General features: G+C 67.1%; 16 protein-coding genes. 10 read left to right on the top strand and 6 right to left on the bottom strand.

All coding sequences use genetic code 11. The features are described from left to right. Positions 1–45 precede the first annotated feature (45 nt). The gene (locus BBJ41_RS37095; protein ID WP_069751237.1) at positions 46–1449 is read left to right on the top strand and encodes an MBL fold metallo-hydrolase RNA specificity domain-containing protein; all 1404 of its coding nucleotides are present in this window, start codon (positions 46–48) and stop codon (positions 1447–1449) included. A 70-nt stretch (positions 1450–1519) separates the two neighbouring features. On the opposite strand, the gene BBJ41_RS37090 is transcribed toward BBJ41_RS37095, so the two are convergent. The 4 genes from BBJ41_RS37090 to BBJ41_RS37075 all read right to left on the bottom strand — a co-directional run bounded on the left by BBJ41_RS37090 (position 1520) and on the right by BBJ41_RS37075 (position 5736). After that, positions 1520–2560, bottom strand: a complete 1041-nt coding sequence (locus BBJ41_RS37090; RefSeq protein ID WP_069751236.1) for a zinc-dependent alcohol dehydrogenase family protein — start codon at positions 2558–2560, stop codon at positions 1520–1522. 107 nt (positions 2561–2667) lie between these two features. Beyond that, positions 2668–4482: a PHA/PHB synthase family protein gene (locus BBJ41_RS37085; RefSeq protein ID WP_069751235.1), complete on the bottom strand. Its 1815-nt coding sequence runs from the start codon at positions 4480–4482 to the stop codon at positions 2668–2670. Then, positions 4479–5225, bottom strand: coding sequence for a beta-ketoacyl-ACP reductase (locus BBJ41_RS37080; RefSeq protein ID WP_069751234.1), 747 nt, complete (start codon positions 5223–5225; stop codon positions 4479–4481). The genes BBJ41_RS37085 and BBJ41_RS37080 overlap by 4 nt, the downstream gene beginning before the upstream one ends. Then, positions 5215–5736, bottom strand: a complete 522-nt coding sequence (locus BBJ41_RS37075) for a hypothetical protein (protein WP_069751233.1) — start codon at positions 5734–5736, stop codon at positions 5215–5217. Before BBJ41_RS37075 ends, BBJ41_RS37080 begins: the two co-directional genes overlap by 11 nt. 153 nt (positions 5737–5889) lie before the next feature. Here BBJ41_RS37075 and BBJ41_RS37070 point away from each other — a divergent pair, with 153 nt between their 5' ends. The 4 genes from BBJ41_RS37070 (at position 5890) to BBJ41_RS37055 (ending at position 9340) form a co-directional block, all read left to right on the top strand. Continuing rightward, the gene (locus tag BBJ41_RS37070; protein ID WP_069751232.1) at positions 5890–6729 is read left to right on the top strand and encodes a universal stress protein; all 840 of its coding nucleotides are present in this window, start codon (positions 5890–5892) and stop codon (positions 6727–6729) included. A gap of 8 nt (positions 6730–6737) precedes the next feature. Next, positions 6738–7937 carry an acetate/propionate family kinase gene (locus tag BBJ41_RS37065; RefSeq protein WP_069751231.1) on the top strand — a complete coding sequence of 400 codons (1200 nt, stop codon included), beginning with the start codon at positions 6738–6740 and terminating at the stop codon, positions 7935–7937. A 69-nt stretch (positions 7938–8006) separates the two neighbouring features. Continuing rightward, the gene (locus tag BBJ41_RS37060; RefSeq protein ID WP_069751230.1) at positions 8007–8510 is read left to right on the top strand and encodes a universal stress protein; all 504 of its coding nucleotides are present in this window, start codon (positions 8007–8009) and stop codon (positions 8508–8510) included. Next, a complete protein-coding gene (locus tag BBJ41_RS37055; RefSeq protein ID WP_069751229.1) occupies positions 8507–9340 on the top strand; it encodes a universal stress protein in 834 nt (277 codons plus the stop codon). Before BBJ41_RS37060 ends, BBJ41_RS37055 begins: the two co-directional genes overlap by 4 nt. Before the next feature lie 43 nt (positions 9341–9383). Here the strand turns inward: BBJ41_RS37055 and BBJ41_RS37050 are convergent, their stop codons facing one another. Next, positions 9384–9854, bottom strand: coding sequence for a universal stress protein (locus BBJ41_RS37050; protein ID WP_069751228.1), 471 nt, complete (start codon positions 9852–9854; stop codon positions 9384–9386). A gap of 339 nt (positions 9855–10193) precedes the next feature. On the opposite strand from BBJ41_RS37050, the gene BBJ41_RS37045 reads away from it, so the two are divergent. Beyond that, positions 10194–10841: a response regulator gene (locus BBJ41_RS37045; protein WP_069751227.1), complete on the top strand. Its 648-nt coding sequence runs from the start codon at positions 10194–10196 to the stop codon at positions 10839–10841. A gap of 319 nt (positions 10842–11160) precedes the next feature. Then, complete coding sequence (gene fnr / locus BBJ41_RS37040) at positions 11161–11934, top strand: fumarate/nitrate reduction transcriptional regulator Fnr (RefSeq protein WP_069751226.1); 774 nt, start codon at positions 11161–11163, stop codon at positions 11932–11934. A 25-nt stretch (positions 11935–11959) separates the two neighbouring features. On the opposite strand, the gene BBJ41_RS37035 is transcribed toward fnr, so the two are convergent. Further along, on the bottom strand, positions 11960–12949 hold the full coding sequence (locus BBJ41_RS37035) for a zinc-dependent alcohol dehydrogenase family protein (protein WP_069751225.1): 990 nt from the start codon (positions 12947–12949) through the stop codon (positions 11960–11962). 173 nt (positions 12950–13122) lie between these two features. Here BBJ41_RS37035 and BBJ41_RS37030 point away from each other — a divergent pair, with 173 nt between their 5' ends. Genes BBJ41_RS37030 through BBJ41_RS37020 form a run of 3 tightly spaced genes read left to right on the top strand, consistent with a single transcriptional unit; the run spans position 13123 to position 15562 of the window. After that, positions 13123–14124 (top strand): Acg family FMN-binding oxidoreductase, encoded by a 1002-nt coding sequence (locus BBJ41_RS37030; RefSeq protein ID WP_069751224.1) that lies wholly within the window; start codon positions 13123–13125, stop codon positions 14122–14124. A gap of 51 nt (positions 14125–14175) precedes the next feature. Next, positions 14176–14511, top strand: coding sequence for a c-type cytochrome (locus BBJ41_RS37025; protein WP_069751223.1), 336 nt, complete (start codon positions 14176–14178; stop codon positions 14509–14511). Positions 14512–14533: 22 nt separating this feature from the next. Then, positions 14534–15562 (top strand): LOG family protein, encoded by a 1029-nt coding sequence (locus BBJ41_RS37020; RefSeq protein WP_069751222.1) that lies wholly within the window; start codon positions 14534–14536, stop codon positions 15560–15562. Positions 15563–15569: the final 7 nt, after the last annotated feature.

The raw sequence follows: 15569 nt of genomic DNA, 5'->3' as shown, positions 1-15569 counted from the left end.
ATGTAATCGACTCACTGAACCCATCGACTTCCAGCGAGGCGAGCGATGAAACTGACATTTCTCGGTGCGACCGAAACCGTCACCGGCTCGAAGTACCTGATCGAGCACGGCAACCGGCGCGTGCTGGTCGATTGCGGCCTGTTCCAGGGCACGAAGAATCTGCGGCTGCGCAACTGGAGCCCGCTGCCGCTCGCGCCCGACACGCTGGACGCGGTCGTGCTCACACATGCGCACGTCGACCACACCGGCTATCTTCCGGTACTGGTGCGCGAAGGGTATCGCGGGCCGGTATATTGCACCGCGGCAACGGCCGAGCTCTGCGACATCATGTTGCGCGACAGCGCGCGGCTGCAGGAGGAGGAAGCCGACTTCGCGAACCGCCACGGCTACTCGAAGCATCATCCGGCACAACCGCTGTACACCGTGGACGACGCGCAGCGCGCGCTGCAGCTGCTGACGCCCGTTGCCTTCGACGAGTGCACCGCGCTGGGCGGCGGCCTGTCGTTCCGCCTGCTGCCGGCCGGGCATATTCTCGGCGCCGCGAGCGTCGTGATGCACTGGAATCACAAGGTGCTCGCGTTCTCGGGCGACCTCGGCCGGTATCACGACCCGATCATGCAGCCGCCGCTGGCGCCCGCTCATGCCGATTACCTGGTCGTCGAATCGACATACGGCGACCGGCTGCATCCGGACGCCGACCCCGAGAGCGAACTGGCCGCGCTGTTCGACAAGACCTTCGCGCGCGGCGGCGTCGTCGTGATGCCCTGCTTCACGGTCGGCCGCGCGCAGGAAATCCTGCACTACATTGCGCGCCTGAAGGCATCCGGCCGGATGGCGCGCGTCCCGGTGTTTCTCGACAGCCCGATGGCGACGGACGTGACCGAGATCTATCGTCACCATATCCTCGAACACCGCCTGACCCTTTCCGAAGCGAACGCACTCGGTCACGCGGCAACGATGATCCGGTCGGTCGATCAATCGAAGGCGATCGGCGAACATCATGGCCCGATGGTCATCATCGCCGGCAGCGGCATGGCGACGGGCGGGCGTGTGCTGCATCACCTGAGCCACTATGCGCCCGATGCGCGCAACACGATCGCGCTGGTCGGCTACCAGGCTGTCGGCACCCGCGGCGCGGCACTGGCCGCGCACGAGCCGACGGTGAAGATTCACGGCGAATACGTGCGCGTGCGCGCACAGGTCGAGTCGATCACCACGCTCTCCGCACATGCCGACTACGAGGAGATTCTCCAGTGGCTCGGCACGATGCAGCGCGCACCGGTGCGGACCTTCATCACGCATGGCGAACCGGCCGCGGCCGATGCATTGCGGCGGCGCATCTCGGAACGACTGCATTGGCCGTGCGAGGTGCCGACTTACGCGCAAAGCGTCGATCTCGACGCGATCCAGACCGGCGACACGCGCGAGCCGGCCGCGCTTTCGTCCTGACGGCGGCGCCCGCCGCGCGCGCTGGGAGCCGGACGTCGCGTACCGGCTCCCGTCATCCGTTCCCGGGCGATCAACCGACCTCGATGATGACTTTCAGCGCATGGGTTTGCGCCGCGCGGCCGAACGTGTCGTACGCACGCTCGACGTCGTCGAGCGAAAAGCGGTGCGTGATCAGGCGATTCAGATCGAGACGCCCGGCGCGCACGGTCTTCAGCAGCATCGGCGTGCTGACCGTGTCGACGAGCCGCGTCGTGATCGAGATGTTGCGATCCCACAGCTTCTCGAGATGCAGGTCGGCCTTGACCCCATGCACGCCGACGTTCGCGACCACGCCGCCCGGCGCGACGAGCGACGTGCACATCTCGAACGTCGCCGGAATGCCGACCGCCTCGATCGCGCAATCGACGCCGACGCCGTCGGTCAGCTTCATCACCTCCTCGACCGGGTCGCCGGTGCGGCCGTCGAAGCAATCGGTCGCGCCGAAGTGGCGCGCAACCTCGAGCCGGTTGCTGTCCGGGTCGATCATGATGACCTGCGCCGGCGAGTAGAACTGCGCGGTCAGCAACGCCGCCAGCCCGATCGGGCCGGCGCCGACGATCGCGACCGTGCAGCCCGGCTGCACCTTGCCGTTCAGCACCCCGCATTCGAATCCGGTCGGCAGGATGTCGGACAGCATCACGAGCGCGTCTTCGTCCGCGCCGGCCGGAATCCGGTACAGGCTGGTTTGCGCATGCGGGATGCGCACGTACTCGGCCTGCGTGCCGTCGATCCGGTGCCCGAGGATCCAGCCGCCCGTCGTGCAGTGCGAATACAGTCCCCGGCGGCAATATTCGCAGCGGCCGCACGACGAGATGCACGAAATCAGCACGTGATCGCCCGGCGTCAGCGCATCGACCGCGGCACCGACCTGCTCGACGGTCCCCACGCCTTCGTGGCCGAGAACGCGGCCGGGCTCGCAGGTCGGTACGTCGCCCTTGAGGATATGCAGATCGGTGCCGCAGATCGTCGTGCGCGTCACGCGGACGATCGCATCGGTGGGCGACTGCAGTTCCGGCATGGGCCGCCGTTCGAGCGCCTTGCGCCCCGGCCCGTTGTAGACGAGTGCTTTCATCACTGCTCCTTCATCGAAAGGGTGATCCGTTCGTTCGTCAGGACTCGCGCATGGCCGGCCGCCGCGATTTCGCCATCATCGGCACGCAGGGCCGCCAGCGCCCGCATTCATGTTTCGAGCACATAGGTACCGGGTGCCGCGGCGAGCCCGGCGGCCGGCACGCGCGCCGGCACCTCGCCGGACGAACGCTCGTACAGCCAGTCGCGCCAGCACGTCCACCACGATCCGTTGACCGCGGGCGTGTCGCGCACGAAGTCGTGCCGGCTGCGGTAAGGCGCGCCGGGCTCGCGGGTCGCGCAGCGATAATGGCGGCCCGGGTGGCCCGGCTCGGACACGATGCCCGCGTTGTGCCCGCCCGACGTCAGCACGAAAGTCAGCGCGTGGTGCGTGAGCAGATGGAGTTTGTAGACGGACCGCCACGGCGACACGTGATCGCGCTCGGTCCCGACCGCGAACGTCGGCACGTCGATATCCGACAACGCGACCGGCCGCCCGTCGACGCAGTAGCGGCCCGCTGCGAGATCGTTGTCGAGAAAGAGCCGCGTCAGGTATTCGGAATGCATGCGATACGGCATGCGCGTGGTGTCCGCGTTCCACGACATCAGGTCGTTCGGCTTCGTGCGCTTGCCGAGCAGGTACTCGCTCATCATCCGCGACCAGATCAGGTCGCGCGCGTTCAGCAGCTCGAATGCGGCGGACATCTGCGCGCCATCCAGATAACCCTGCCGCCACATCAGCGCATCGAGCGCGGACAGTTCGCTGGCGTCGATGAACAGGCCGAGTTCGCCGGGCTCGCTGAAATCGGTCTGGGCCGCGAGCAACGTGACGGATCGCAGGGCCTCGTGTTGCCGGCCGTCCCGCGCGAGCGTTGCCGCGCCGATCGCCAGCAGCGTGCCGCCAAGACAATAGCCGACCGCGTGCGCGGCTTCGCCGCAGATCGACCGGACGGCGTCGAGCGCCGCCATGCATCCGTCGCGCAGGTAATCGTCGAGCCCGAGCTCGCGCGCTTCCGCGCCCGGGTTGCGCCACGACACCGCGAACACCGTATAGCCCGAATCGACCAGGAAGCGGATCAGCGAATTGCGCGGCTGCAGATCGAGGATGTAGTACTTCATGATCCACGAAGGCACGATCAGGATCGGCTCGCGCGCCACGCGGGCCGTCGTCGGGTCGTACTGCAACAGTTCGCACAATGCGTTTCGCCAGACGACCCTGCCGGGCGTGATCGCCACGTCGCGTCCCGGCAGATACGCGCGCGCATCGATGGAATGCCTGCCGCCCGCGCGATCGCGCAACGCGTGCGCGTCGTCGAGCCAGTGCCGCAGGCCCGCCGCGAGATTCGCGCCGACGCTGCGCAGCGTCGCGTCGAGCACGACCGGATTGGTCGCCACGAAATTGCCGGGCGAGCAGGCGTCGAGCCATTGACGCGCGACGAATCCGACCAGTTCCTCGTGGTGCCGCTCGACGCCCGGCACGCCGCGCGTCGCGTCGCACCACCAGCGCTGGATCGACAGGAAGCCGTCGCGATACGCGCGAAACGGCCAGCCGGCCCACGCCGGGTCGGAAAAACGCGGATCGGCTTCCCCGGCGTGCACGGCCACGCCGTTTGCGTCGGCATCGTCCGCCGTGCCGTGGCCCGCCATCGACGGCGCGGCGGCCTGCCATGCCAGCATCGCGAGCTCGAAGCACTTTCCCGGCGACACCGCCAGATGCGCGCTCCAGTCGAGCACGGCCAGCGCCAGCGACACGGGCGACAGCCCGAAGGTCATCGCGGCAACGTTCGCATGCGCCGCGCGATTCCACTGGTCGGCCGGCGACGTCTCGACCCGCACGCATTCGGTCGCGCTCGATTGCGGCTCGTCCCGGCCCGATGGCTGCGTCGATTCGTGCGGGAACGGCGCGCGGATGACGGACCCGTTCATCGCATATGCATCCCGCCGTTCACGTCGAATTCCGCGCCGGTCGCGAAGGCCCCCGCGTCGGAACACAGGAACGCGACGAGCGCGGCGATTTCGTCGGGGTCGCCGAGACGCCCGACCGGAATCTGCGGCAGGATCTTCGTGTCGAGCACTTCCTTCGGCACCGACTCGAGCATCGCGGTCGCCAGGTAGCCCGGTGACACCGTATTGACCGTCACGCCGTGCCGCGCGAGTTCGAGCGCCAGCGCTTTCGTGAAGCCGTGGATGCCGGCCTTCGCGGCCGCGTAGTTCGCTTGCCCGTATGCGCCTCTCGAACCGTTCACGGAGCCGATGTTCACGATCCGCCCGAAGCCCGCGTCGATCATGCCGGGCACGAACGGCTTGGTCATGTTGAACATGCTGTCGAGATTGGTGCGCAACACCGCGTCCCACATGCTCTTGGTCATCTTCAAGAAGGTGGCGTCATGCGTGACGCCGGCGTTGTTGACGAGCACGTCGACGCGCCCGAATTCGGCCAGCACGCGAGCCGCGCAGTGCTGGCACGAATCGTAGTCGGCAACGTCGACCTCGAACGCATGAAACGTGCGGCCCGCCTCGCGTTCGTGCGTGAGCCACGTCGCGACGTGGTCGTTGCGTTCCGTGTGCGATACCACCACCGTCATGCCGGCCTCGTGCAGGCGACGGCTGATCGCGGCGCCAAGGCCGCCCATGCCGCCCGTGACGAACGCGACGCGTTTAGCGCACATGATCGTGCTCCCGTTCGCCATCGATACCCGCCAGACGACGGGCCGCAACCGGCGTGCCGTCATTGGCCCCGACGGTTTCCGTGATGCCGAGCTCGAACGCCGCCATCCAGTCGCGCCACGGCATGCTGGCCTCGTTGATCACCGCCAGTCGCCCGAGATCGGGCAACGAGTCGGTCTCGGTACCGTAATCGCGCAACCACGTGCGCCACGCACTGGCGCTCTCGAACTGCCCGCGCATGCACAGCTCCGCCGCGTCCTGCCAGATCGCGACGCTGGCGGTCGTGTAATCGCACATCACCTTCCGTGCCGCTTCGCCGAAGGCCGTCCACGCTTTCGCTTCCGCGAGCGCTTGCTGCAGATGGCGCACCGCGTCGCGGTCCCGGTCGATGCGTCGTCCTGCCAGCACCTGCCATTCATGCTGCCAGTCGCGATTCAGCGCGACCGTGCGCAACGCGAGATCGCAGCCCGCGCGACAAACGTCATTCGGTGTCGTCAAAGCGTGGGGACTCATCGTCTTCCCTCCTTCGATCCGGTCAATGGGTTGGCGTCCGCTTCACTGTGCGGCCGTGGCGCACGGCTGCCGTTGATCTGAGTCAAGCCCGCTGAAAGCCTGCTTCGTAGACTGGATTGCACCGGCGGATCATCCGTCGACGGAGCGATTTCGATGAGCTACAAGAGCCTAGTCGTGCACCTCGATACGAGCGCCCGAGCGCATTCGCGCCTCGAGTTCGCATTGCGTCTCGCCCGGCGCTTCGGCGCGCATCTGACCGGGCTGTTCGCGATCTACACGCCGGAGCCGCATTCGTTCTACGTGATGGCCGGTTCCGCCGATTATTTCCGCGCGCAGCGCGAGCAGCGCGACGAACGGCTCGCCGCGCTGGAGCGCCTGTTCCACGCGGAGACGGCACGCGCGAAAGTGCCGGCGGCCTGGGTACGTGCCGACGAGCGCGCCAATGTGGCCGTGCCGCGTGCGGCGCGTCTCGCCGACCTCGTGATAGCCGGCCAGAGCGACCCGAACGATCCCGAGACCTTTATCGACGATCAGTTTCCGGAGAACCTCGTGCTGTCTGCCGGTCGCCCGGTGCTGTTCGTGCCGTACGCCGGGGAATTCCCGTCGATCGGCGAACGGGTGGTCGTCGCCTGGGACGGCAGCCGGGAAGCTGTCCGCGCCGCGCACGATGCCATGCCCTTCCTCGAGCATGCGAAGCGCACGACGGTCGTCGCCGTGGTCGACGGCGATTCGGAAGCGGCAACCACGCGCATTCCGGCTGCCGATGCCGCGTTGATGCTGGCGCGCCATGCGCGCGACGTCAACGTGCTCGATATCGATACCGGCACCGGCTCGTCGGTCGGCGACACGCTGCTGTCGCGTGCTTACGAAACGGGGTCGGACCTGCTCGTGATGGGCGCGTACGGCCATTCGCGCTGGCGCGAACTGGTCATGGGCGGCGCCACGCGCACGGTGCTGTCGTCGATGACGCTGCCGGTGCTGATGTCGCACTGAGCCGGTCGATGCGTACGCTCGCGCTCCTTGTCGTCAACGCCGGTTCGTCGAGCGTGAAGTTCGCGGTGTTCGCCTATCCGCCGCACGACGATCCCGCGCGACGGCCGCTGCACGAAGGCGAGGCCGTCGAGACCGGCAACAGCGTATCGATTCGTTTCGATGCCGAACCGGCCGGTTCGCTGCCGCTGGGCACGAGCGATCCCTACCGCGCCGTGCTTGCGCGGATCGCGATGTGGATCCGTGTGCAGTTGCCGCATGTCGCACTGGGCGCCATTGCCCATCGCGTCGTGCATGGCGGCGCACGGTACGTGGAGCCGGTGATCGTCGACGATGCGGTGCTCGGCTCGCTTCGCACGCTGACGCCGCTCGCGCCCTTGCATCAACCGCACAGCCTGGACGCAATCGAGGTGCTGCGCGACGCGTTTCCGGACATTCCGCAAATCGCCGTATTCGACACGGCGTTTCATCGCACGCTGCCGCGCACCGAACAACTGCTGCCGCTGCCGCACGCGTGGTTCGACCAGGGCGTGCGTCGTTACGGATTCCATGGTCTGTCGTACGAATACCTGGCCGTCGCGCTCGACGATGCGTTCGGCGTGCGTGCGCGCGGCCGCGTCATTGCCGCCCACCTCGGCAGCGGCGCGAGCCTGTGCGCGCTGCGCGACTGCCACAGCGTTGCGACGACGATGGGTTTCTCCGCGCTCGACGGACTGATGATGAGCACCCGCTGCGGCACGCTCGATCCCGGTGTCGTCCTGCATCTGCTCGATGTCGCGAACCTGTCGGGCGACGCACTGGGCCACATGCTGTATCACGAGTCGGGGCTCAAGGGTGTCTCGGGCACGTCCGGCGACCCGCGGGTGCTGCTCGCGTGCGAAGCAGCCGGCGACGCACCGGCCCGCGATGCGCTGGCACTGTACGTCCATCGGATCGTGCGCGAGGCAGGCGCGCTGACCGCACTGCTCGGCGGCCTCGACATGCTGGTCTTCACGGCCGGCATCGGCGAGCACTCGGCGGTATTGCGCGAGCGGATCTGCGCGTCGCTCGGCTGGCTCGGCATCGAAATCGACGCTCGCGCGAATGCCGCCAATGCGCATGTCGTGTCGTCCGCGTCGAGCGCGGTCATGGTGGTGGTCGAGCCGGCCAACGAAGCCTGGATCGCGGCGCGCGCCGCGGTGCGCGTGCTTCGCGGCAACCGGGACGCTTGATCCAGATCAGCGCGATCAGCTCGCACGCGCCGATGATGATTCCATCCACATCCGTTCAAGGAAAACGCCATGTACTCGAATATTCTGGTGGCGCTCGACGGCAGCGACACGTCGTCCCGCGCGCTCGACGCCGCGCTGACGCTCGCGTCGGAAACAGGTGCGCGGCTGACACCCGTCTACGTCGTCGATTTCCTAGTGCCGGCCTACGACACGTACGGATACGACCCGTCGATCCTGATCGATGCCTTCCGCGAGGAAGGGCTGCGCGTCACGGACGACGCGGCGAAACGCATGAAAGCGCGCGACGTGTCCGGCACGCCGCAGATCGTCGATGTCGCACCGACCGGCGAGGATATCTCGCTGCGGCTCGTCAGCCTTGCCAACGAAATCGACGCCGACCTGATCGTGATCGGCACGCACGGGCGGCGCGGCTTTCGCCGCCTCGTCCTCGGCAGCGTGGCCGAGCGCGTGCTGCGGCACGCCACGTGCCCCGTCCTGATGATCCCGGCGAGCTGCCCGCCGAAAGCGCCCGCCGAAACCACTGCAGCATCGACCGAAAAGGAGCCGTCATGAGCTACAAGACCCTGCTGGTCCATCTCGACGACAGCGAGCGCTGCTCGACGCGCGTCGACCTCGCGCTCGAACTCGCGGCGCGCTGGAACGCACATCTGATCGGCCTCTACGTGGTCTGCCAGGACCTCTTCGAACCGTTGCGACGGCCCGACGAACCCCTCAAGCTTGCCGTCTACGAGCGTCTGTGCGAGCAGCGGCGCAAGGACGCGGAGGAGCGCTTCCTGATGGCCGCCGAGCGCGCGGGACGCAGCGTCGAATGGCAGGCGCCGGCAGGCAACGCGACCGATGCCGCGATCCAGCATGCGCGGCATGCCGATCTGCTGGTGCTGGGCCAGGAAGACCCCGACGACCGCACGACCTACGTGGCACGCCATTTCGTCGAGGATGTCGTGATGGGCAGCGGACGCCCGGCGATCGTCGTGCCCTACGCGGGCGACGTGCGAACGTTCGGCGAGAACGTGCTGATCGGCTGGGACGGCGGACGCGAAGCCGCGCGCGTGATGGCCGACGCGCTGCCGCTGCTCGCCCGCGCGCGCTTCGTCAACGTCGAGACGGTCGTCCACAAGCGTCCCGATCCCGACGAGACGCCGGCCGGCGTCGACGTTGCCGCGTATCTCGAACGACACGGCGTTCGCGCATCGTTCTCGACGACACCGCGCGAACGGTCGGTCAGCGTGGGCGCGACGCTGCTCAACCGGGTGACCGACCTGCATGCGGATCTGCTCGTGATGGGTTTGTACAGCCATGCCCGCATGCACGAACGCGTGCTGGGCGGTGCGACGCGCACGATCCTCGAGACGATGACGGTGCCGGTCCTGCTGTCTCACTGAGCGCGTGACGAGAAAGCGGCAGCCGCTTGCGGCTGCCGCCGTGTCACAACACGGCCGCGCCCGCGCCCGGCCCCTCCCGCACGACCAGCACCGGCCGGTCCGCGGTGCGCACCAGCGCTTCGGCGACGCTGCCGAGCAACGCGCGACGCACACCGCGACGGCCATGCGTGCCCATCACAATCAGGTCGGCATCGCATTCGGCGGCCGCACGCGCCAGCACCGACGAGATGTCCTCGCCGCACGCGTCGATCGTTTGCGCCGTGCCGCGTACGCCGCACAGGCGAAACGCGGTCTCGGCATCCGCGACCGCGATCGCGGCCTTGTCCGCGTCCAGCCCCGCCGAGTCGCGCCAGTCGATATAACCGCTGTCGACGTCCGTGAGCCTGGGCGCGTCCGATACCACGCAGACGGCGACAATCAGGCCGCCCGACGTGCGCGCTAGCGAAATCGCCTCGTCGAGCGCGAGCCGCGCGCTGCGGCTGCCGTCGAGTGCTGCAAGGATCCGTGCATACATGGCGCCTCCCTGTTTTCGTCCGGATTCGATCGGGTTGGAAAACCAGTCTGATCCTGACGGCCGCCATCCGGTTGACGCCGGTCAAGCCCGTACGGTGCCGGCCGTACGCATCGGTCCCGATTGGCGAACGCCGGTAAAGCGTGCACAATTTCTGCCGTGCCAGCGGGTCGGATGGCGCGCCGATCTGACCCGTATAACGAAGGCCGCCGTCCCGTCGTTGACGGTGGCCGTCATGACTTTCGACCAACAACGGACGATAGTGATGCCCAAGCCGGGAACAGAATCGACAATCGTCGTCGCGCGGCTGCTCTACGCGACCCGGCAGGGAAACGCACTGCCATGATCAGGGTACTCATCGCCGACGACCATGCGCTCGTCAGGGACGGCCTGCGACATATCCTGCAGAACGCAAGCGGTTTCGAGGTCGCCGGTGAAGCGCGCGACAGCGCTTCCACGATCGCGCTCGTGCGCGGCACGAATGCGAACGTGCTGGTGCTCGACCTGTCGATGCCCGGCCGAAACGGTATCGAGCTCATCAAGCAGATCAGGGACGAAAAACCGGCATTGCATATCCTCGTGCTGACGATGCATGCCGAGCAGCAATACGCGGTGCGCGCGTTTCGTGCGGGTGCATCCGGATACATGACCAAGGAAAGCGCCAGTGCCGAATTGGTCGCGGCGCTGACCAAGATCGCAGCTGGCGGCGTTTACGTCAGCCTGACCATGGCCGAGCAATTCGCGCAGAGCCTCAACGAGCCGACCGACCTCCTGCCGCACCAGCGCCTGTCCGACCGCGAGTTCGACGTATTCCAGCGCGTCACCGCCGGCCAGTCGATTTCCGAAATCGCGCAGGCGCTCTGCGTGAGCGTCAAGACCGTCAGCACATACAAGACGCGGATACTCGAGAAAATGCAGATGCCGAACGACACGGCACTCGTGCGCTACGCGATACGTCACAAGGTGTTTGAAGATCCGGACGAACTCTGACGGCGACGTGGACCACGTCGGCGCCCGCCCGCGGCGACGATCGCGACAAGATGCCACGCCCTTGTAGGAAATTCCCTACAGAACTTCCCGGTCTCCTACTGCATCTTCAATGCCTGCTGATTTCATTGACGCCGCGCAACATCCATACTCCTGATCAAGAAAAGCAATCAAGCATGCCCCCCGGACCGAAGGCAGCGTCATCGTCGAGACCGGTGTGGCTGTTCCATCAGGAAGGCGGCAGAGACCAAAGCCGCCGGTACGACGGCCAGCGCGACCCCGCCCCAAGGCGGCTCGCCGCTGCCCCCAACTGGAGTCGATCATGCAGAGCAATGCCGATGTCTCGAGGACCATGCCGTTACGCACGTTCATCCCGCTGCACCCCGTCGAACCGGCGGACCAGCCGAAGCGCGCCACGTCCCGCTGTTCGACGTGCACGCTGCGTACCGTGTGCATGCCGTCCGACCTTTCGCCCGGCGATCTGACGCGGCTCGACGCGATGATTTGCACGACGCGTCACGTCAAGCGCGGTGAAGCGCTCTTTCGCGCCGGCGACGCGTTCAACAGCATCTACGCGGTGAGAACCGGGTCGTTCAAGACTATCGTGATGCACCGCGACGGCGACGAGCAGATCACCGGCTTCCAGATCGTCGGCGAATCGCTTGGGCTCGACGGCGTGCACACCGGGCACCACAACGGCGACGCGATCGCGCTCGAAGACAGCACGGTCTGCATCATTCCATTCGGCCAGCTCGAGCAGATGTGCCGCGAAGTGCGGACGATGCAGCACCACGTGTACCAGATGATGGGCGGCGAAATCGTCCGCGAATCGGCGCTGATGCTGCTGCTCGGCACGATGACCGCCGAGCAGCGCGTGGCTGCATTCCTGCTGAATCTTTCCTCGCGCTTCAAGGCGCGAGGCTACTCGGCCGCCGAATTCGTGCTGAGGATGACGCGCGACGAGATCGGCGAATATCTCGGGATGAAGCTCGAAACGGTCAGCCGCATGCTGTCGAAGTTCCAGCACAAGGGGCTCGTCGCGGCGCAAGGCAAGCAGATTCGCATCGTCGACTCGGAAGGGCTCGGACGGATCTGATCTCTCTGCGGATGGGACGAGTGGATCAGCTTCGCATGCCCAGCACGGCGGCGCCTGACACACGTCCCATCCGCAAGTCGTCGAGCGCGCGATTCGCATCGGTCAGCGCGTAGCGCACGGCCTCGACCCGCAGCGGCATGGCATCGGCGATCCTCATGAATTCGACCGCATCCGCACGCGTCAGGTTGACCACCGACGCAATACGGCGCTCGCCCCACAGCCACGCGTAGGGAAAGCTCGGGATGTCGCTCATGTGAATACCGCCGCACACGACGATTCCGCCTTTGTCGACCGCGCGTAGCGCGACCGGCACCAGTGCGCCCACCGGCGCGAAAACGAGCGCGGCATCGAGTGTCTCCGGCGGCGCTTCGTCGCTGCCGCCGGCCCATGCCGCACCCAGCGACCGCGCGAGATGCTGGGCCACGGTATCGCCTGGCTTCGTCAGCGCAAACACCTTCCGTCCTTCGAGATGCGCGACCTGCGCGACGAGATGGGCCGCCGCGCCGAAACCGTAGATGCCTATGCGGCGAGCGTTGCCGGCCATCCGCAACGTCCGGTAGCCGATCAGGCCGGCGCACAGCAGCGGTGCGGCCTCCAGGTCGGAATAGCGCCGCGGCAGGTGCATGCAATACCGATGGTCGGCGACCGCGCACTCGGCATAGCCGCCGTCGATCGTATAGCCGGTAAATTCGGGGCTGTCGCACAGATTTTCCCGCCCGGATGCGCAATACGCGCAATGACCACACGTCGATCCGAGCCATGGGACTCCCACCCGGTCACCGACGGAAAAACCCGTCACGCCCTCGCCGGCCACGCGCACCGTTCCGACGATTTCGTGCCCCGGAATCAGCGGCAGCTTCGGATGCATAAGATCGCCGTCGACGACGTGGAGATCGGTCCGGCATACGCCGCATGCGTCTACGTCGATCAGCAGTTGGCCCGCCGCCGGCAACGGGTCCGGCATGCGCGCCTCGCGCAAGGTCGGTGTCGTGCCGTCATACATCATCGCAAGCATGCTCGCCTCCTCGCGCGATGGTCTTCGCGCGCTTCGCTTTCCAAGGCTAGTCGCCGGGCGCCGCGTCCGTACGCCCCGTTGACAGGCGCTTGATGTGCGTCAACGGCCGCCGCGCGGTTGCTGACACGATGAAAGAACGCAATGCCGCCAGTTGGCTATCTGGAGATGCTCGAATGATATCCGTTCCCCCACTTGCCGCAAGCGCTCATCCCGAAGATCTCCTGAGGTCGCTGTTGGGCTACGCGGTGCTGGCCCCGTCCAGCCATAATTCCCAGCCGTGGCGGTTCCTCGTCAACCGGGCCACGATCTCGGTCTGCGCGGACCGCGTTCGTGCGTTGCCCGTGGTCGATCCGTTCGACCGCGAGCTGATCATCAGCTGCGGTGCGGCGCTGCTCAACCTGCGTGTCGCGCTCGACCACGCCGGGCTCGCTCACACGATCAGCACGTTTCCTTCCGAAGTCGATCCCGATCTGCTTGCGCTAGTAAGGGTCTGCGACGACGGTTATTCCGACGCATCCCTCGGTGCGCTGTTCGATGCGATTCCGGACCGCGTCACGACGCGCGCACCTTTCGAATCCAGCGCGGTTCCGGACGAACTCCAGCAAGAACTGATTGCAGCCGGCGTCGCGGAAGGCGCCGACGTCGCCTGCGTCGACGCGATCGCACATCGCGCGCGGGTCGCCGAACTGGTCGCGGAAGCCGATCGTCAGCAGTTCGCGGACCCGCGCTTCCGCCGCGAACTGGCGAGCTGGATCGATCCACGCCGGCACGTCGACGGCATGCCGGCATTCGCGGCCGGTGTGCCTGCGCTTCTGGACTTCGCGGCGCCTGTCGTGACCATGGCGGTACGGACATTCGATCTCGGCAACGGGCTGGCCGCGCTGCATCACCAACTCGTCGGCGCATCGCCGTTGATCGTCTGCCTCGCGACCGTGCGCGACGATCGCGAGGCGTGGCTCGCCGCGGGGCAGGCGCTGGAGCGGATGCTGCTCGTCGCGACGAGTGCAGGCTATACCGCGTCGTACCTGAACCAGCCGATCGAGACGGCCGCGTTGCGCGCCCACCTGCGCCACATGCTCGGTCTTCGTGGCGAGCCGCAGTTGCTGCTGCGTATCGGGCGCGGCCCGCATTCGCCGCATTCACCGCGTCGCCCGCTCTGCGAAGTGGTCTCCTGATCGTATCCGGGTAAGCGGGTCGCCCCTTTGATCCGGACGAGGGAAAATAAAATGAACATCAAGCGTTGCTTCGCCTTCTGCCTGATCGCCGCGACGGCCGGTACGGCCGCCGCGCAGACAACCGTGCCCGAACCGACCGAACTGGTCAACGCACAGCACTGCATGTTCTGCCACACGGCCGACATGCCGTTCCTCGGGCCTTCGTTCCACCAGATCGCGGCACGATACCGCGGCATTCCGAATGCCGCCGACGAACTCGAGCGCAAGCTGCGCGTCGGCGGCCCGGCGCACTGGGGAGATACGCCCATGCCGTCCGCCGTCGATCGCGGCGGGCCACTGTCTCCCGACGATGCGCATCAGCTCGTGCAATGGGTGCTGAGCCAGTGATCGCCCGGCCGCCCTTCCGCTCATGTCGACCGTAGCCAAACGCGTTCCTGGCGGCCTGGCGCAACGCAGCGCCCGCCGCCGCACCGCACCCGACGCGACGCTCGCGCAGGCGAGCGGGAAACGGGTACGCACGCGGCCGGATGCGCTCGTCGGCGACGACGGTACCGGGCGCGTCTCGCGTCGCCCGCGCCGACTCGCCAACAGCCCGAGCTGTACACCTGCCGACGACGATGCGACCGTGCTGCAGCGCGCGGGCATGCGCGGCATCCGGCTGCAACTCGACTACTGGAAAGCCGAGGAGCGCCTGCAGCATGAGCGCATCGGTCATGCCGTCGTGATCTACGGCAGCACGCGCATCGTTTCTCCGGCAGAAGCGAACGCGCGGCTGGACGAAGCGAACCGCCTGCTCGCCGAGCGTCCGCACGACGCCGGCCGGCGTCGTGCCGTCACGGTCGCGAGCCGGCTCGTCGAACACAGCGTGTATTACCGCGTCGCGCGCGAATTCGGGCGCATCGTCGGCCACGCCGACCGGTGCACGCGCGCCGCGCGGCTCGCCGTCGTCACCGGCGGCGGCCCCGGCATCATGGAGGCCGCCAACCGCGGCGCCTACGAACGCGGCGCGCCGAGCATCGGCTTCAATATCGAGCTGCCGCGGGAACAGGCGCCGAACCCGTACATCACGCCGGATCTCTGCTTCCGGTTTCACTATTTCGCGATCCGCAAGCTGCACCTGCTCGAGCGCGCGAAAGCGGCCGTATTTTTCCCCGGCGGATACGGCACGTTCGACGAGCTGTTCGAGGTCCTGACGCTGCTGCAGACTCGCAAGATCGCGCCGCTGCCGGTGATTCTCGTCGGCGAAGCGTACTGGCGCCGTGCGGTCGACCTGGGGTATCTCGCGGATGAAGGAATGATCGATCGCCGAGATCTCGATCTGTTCACCTATTGTGAGTCCGCTGCCGACATCTGGCGCGCGATCGGATGCTGGTATGCAAGGCGTCGCACAAAGCGGTCGGCGCGACGCAACGCCTCAGTGAAGCCGCGCACCGTGTAGGAATCTG

It is taken from the genome of Burkholderia stabilis (genome assembly GCF_001742165.1).
GTDB lineage: Bacteria > Pseudomonadota > Gammaproteobacteria > Burkholderiales > Burkholderiaceae > Burkholderia > Burkholderia stabilis.
The sequence above is the reverse complement of the archived record's forward strand: the minus strand, read 5'-3'. Positions and strand labels throughout refer to the sequence as shown.

Bases quoted from the DNA above. Each gene is read 5' to 3' on its own strand.
- BBJ41_RS37095 (WP_069751237.1), top strand. From the start codon at position 46: ATGAAACTGACATTTCTCGGTGCGACCGAAACCGTCACCGGCTCGAAG.
- BBJ41_RS37090 (WP_069751236.1), bottom strand. From the start codon at position 2,560: ATGAAAGCACTCGTCTACAACGGGCCGGGGCGCAAGGCGCTCGAACGG.
- BBJ41_RS37085 (WP_069751235.1), bottom strand. From the start codon at position 4,482: ATGAACGGGTCCGTCATCCGCGCGCCGTTCCCGCACGAATCGACGCAG.
- BBJ41_RS37080 (WP_069751234.1), bottom strand. From the start codon at position 5,225: ATGTGCGCTAAACGCGTCGCGTTCGTCACGGGCGGCATGGGCGGCCTT.
- BBJ41_RS37075 (WP_069751233.1), bottom strand. From the start codon at position 5,736: ATGAGTCCCCACGCTTTGACGACACCGAATGACGTTTGTCGCGCGGGC.
- BBJ41_RS37070 (WP_069751232.1), top strand. From the start codon at position 5,890: ATGAGCTACAAGAGCCTAGTCGTGCACCTCGATACGAGCGCCCGAGCG.
- BBJ41_RS37065 (WP_069751231.1), top strand. From the start codon at position 6,738: ATGCGTACGCTCGCGCTCCTTGTCGTCAACGCCGGTTCGTCGAGCGTG.
- BBJ41_RS37060 (WP_069751230.1), top strand. From the start codon at position 8,007: ATGTACTCGAATATTCTGGTGGCGCTCGACGGCAGCGACACGTCGTCC.
- BBJ41_RS37055 (WP_069751229.1), top strand. From the start codon at position 8,507: ATGAGCTACAAGACCCTGCTGGTCCATCTCGACGACAGCGAGCGCTGC.
- BBJ41_RS37050 (WP_069751228.1), bottom strand. From the start codon at position 9,854: ATGTATGCACGGATCCTTGCAGCACTCGACGGCAGCCGCAGCGCGCGG.
- BBJ41_RS37045 (WP_069751227.1), top strand. From the start codon at position 10,194: ATGATCAGGGTACTCATCGCCGACGACCATGCGCTCGTCAGGGACGGC.
- fnr (WP_069751226.1), top strand. From the start codon at position 11,161: ATGCAGAGCAATGCCGATGTCTCGAGGACCATGCCGTTACGCACGTTC.
- BBJ41_RS37035 (WP_069751225.1), bottom strand. From the start codon at position 12,949: ATGCTTGCGATGATGTATGACGGCACGACACCGACCTTGCGCGAGGCG.
- BBJ41_RS37030 (WP_069751224.1), top strand. From the start codon at position 13,123: ATGATATCCGTTCCCCCACTTGCCGCAAGCGCTCATCCCGAAGATCTC.
- BBJ41_RS37025 (WP_069751223.1), top strand. From the start codon at position 14,176: ATGAACATCAAGCGTTGCTTCGCCTTCTGCCTGATCGCCGCGACGGCC.
- BBJ41_RS37020 (WP_069751222.1), top strand. From the start codon at position 14,534: ATGTCGACCGTAGCCAAACGCGTTCCTGGCGGCCTGGCGCAACGCAGC.